Source organism: Burkholderia sp. Bp8984, assembly GCF_003853755.1.
GTDB lineage: Bacteria > Pseudomonadota > Gammaproteobacteria > Burkholderiales > Burkholderiaceae > Burkholderia.
This window is the reverse complement of sequence record NZ_QTQN01000081.1, coordinates 1-2,228: the sequence shown is the minus strand read 5'-3', so window position 1 is coordinate 2,228 and position 2,228 is coordinate 1. Positions and strand designations below refer to the sequence as shown.

The following is a 2,228-nucleotide window of genomic DNA, read 5'->3' as shown; positions in this document are numbered from 1 at the left end:
ATGAGCACGACGCTCGAGCAATCCGCCTTTGCCCCGCCCACCGGTGCCGACGACCGCATGGGCCACCTCGACTGGCTCGAAGCCGAGTCGATCCACATCCTGCGCGAACTCGTTGCCGAATGCAGCAAGCCGGCGCTGTTGTTCTCGGGCGGCAAGGACTCGGTCGTCGTGCTGCACCTCGCGCTGAAGGCGTTCGGCCTCGGCGCGAACCGCAAGACGACGCTGCCGTTCCCGCTCGTGCACATCGACACGGGCCACAACTACGAGGAAGTGATCGACTTCCGCGACCGCCGCGCGCAGGAGCTCGGCGCCGAGCTGGTGGTCGGCCACGTCGAGGATTCGATCAAGCGCGGCACCGTCGTGCTGCGCCGCGAAACCGATTCGCGCAACGCCGCACAGGCCGTCACGCTGCTCGAGACGATCGAACAGCACGGCTACACGGCGCTGATCGGCGGCGCGCGCCGCGACGAAGAGAAGGCGCGTGCGAAGGAGCGGATCTTCTCGTTCCGCGACGAATTCGGCCAGTGGGATCCGAAGGCGCAGCGCCCGGAACTGTGGAGCCTGTACAACGCACGCCTGCACAACGGCGAGCACCTGCGCGTGTTCCCGATCTCGAACTGGACGGAACTCGACGTGTGGCAGTACATCGCGCGCGAAAACCTCGAACTGCCGTCGATCTACTACGCGCACCAGCGCGAGATCGTGCGCCGCAACGGGCTGCTCGTGCCGGTCACGCCGCTCACGCCGATGCGTGACGGCGAGACGAGCGAACTCGCGCAGGTGCGCTTCCGTACCGTTGGCGACATCAGCTGCACGTGCCCGGTCGAGAGCGACGCGGACGACGTCGAGAAGATCATCGCCGAGACGGCGGTGACCGAGATCACCGAACGCGGCGCGACCCGGATGGACGACCAGGCATCCGAAGCCGCGATGGAACAGCGCAAGAAGCAAGGTTATTTCTGAAGCACACGAGGACATTCACATCATGAGCATCATCGAGAACAACGAAGACCTCGGCGTGTTGCGCTTTATCACCGCGGGCAGCGTCGACGACGGCAAGAGCACGCTGATCGGCCGCCTGCTGTACGACAGCAAGGCCGTGTTGTCGGACCAGCTGTCCGCGCTGTCGCGCGCGAAGAACAAGCGCACGGTCGGCGACGAGATCGACCTCGCGCTGCTGACGGACGGGCTCGAGGCCGAGCGCGAGCAGGGCATCACGATCGACGTCGCCTACCGCTATTTCGCGACCGCGAAGCGCAAGTTCATCATCGCCGACACGCCGGGCCACGAGCAGTACACGCGCAACATGGTGACGGGCGCATCGACCGCGCATGCGGCGATCATCCTGGTCGACGCGACGCGACGCGCGTGACGATCGAGAACGGCGTGGCGGAACTGCTGCCGCAAACGAAGCGCCACAGCGCGATCGTGAAGCTGCTCGCGCTGCAGCACGTGATTGTCGCGATCAACAAGATGGACCTCATCGACTACAGCGAAGCACGCTTCAACGAGATCCGCGACGCGTACGTCGCGCTCGCGAAGCAGCTCGGCCTGAAGGACGTGCGTTTCGTGCCGGTGTCGGCGCTGAAGGGCGACAACATCGTCGGCGCGAGCGAGCGCATGCCGTGGCATGCGGGCGAGCCGCTGCTCGACGTGCTCGAATCGCTGCCGGTCGAGACGCAGGCGCATGACGCGCTGCGCTTCCCGGTGCAGTGGGTCGCACGCCAGGACGGCAGCTCGGCCGACGATTTCCGCGGCTACATGGGCCGGATCGAATCGGGCGAGGTGAAGGTCGGTGACGAAATCGTCGTGCTGCCGTCGAACCGCACCGCGACGGTCGCCGAGATCATCGCGCCGGTGCCGGGCGGCACGGCGGCGGTCGCGCACGCGTTCGCGGGCCAGACGGTGACGATTCGCCTCGAACAGGACGTCGACGTGTCGCGCGGCGACATGTTCGTCACGACCGCCGAGACGGTCGCGCCGGCGAAGAAGCTCGAGGCGGACCTGTGCTGGTTCGACGAGACGCCGCTGTCGCCGCAGCGCAAGTACCTGCTGAAGCAGACCACGAGCACGGTGTTCGCGAAGATCGGCGCGGTCAAGGAAGTGCTCGACGTGCATACGCTGTCGCACGCGACCGACCGCCAGGAACTGAAGATGAACGACATCGGCCGCGTCGCGCTGACGCTGCAGAAGCCGATCGTCTGCGACACCTACGATGCGCACCCGGG

The 2,228-nt window shown here is 66.5% G+C and carries 1 protein-coding gene and 1 pseudogene; both read left to right on the top strand.

All coding sequences use genetic code 11. The annotated features are described in order from the left end of the window. Complete coding sequence (gene cysD, locus DID98_RS35370; protein WP_044845620.1) at positions 1 to 963, top strand: sulfate adenylyltransferase subunit CysD; 963 nt, start codon at positions 1 to 3, stop codon at positions 961 to 963. Positions 964 to 985: 22 nt separating this feature from the next. Beyond that, positions 986 to 2,228, top strand: a pseudogene (locus DID98_RS35365) (sulfate adenylyltransferase subunit 1); the annotation flags it as partial.

Excerpts from the sequence above, each read along its gene's own strand:
- cysD (WP_044845620.1), top strand. The coding sequence starts at position 1 with ATGAGCACGACGCTCGAGCAATCCGCCTTTGCCCCGCCCACCGGTGCC.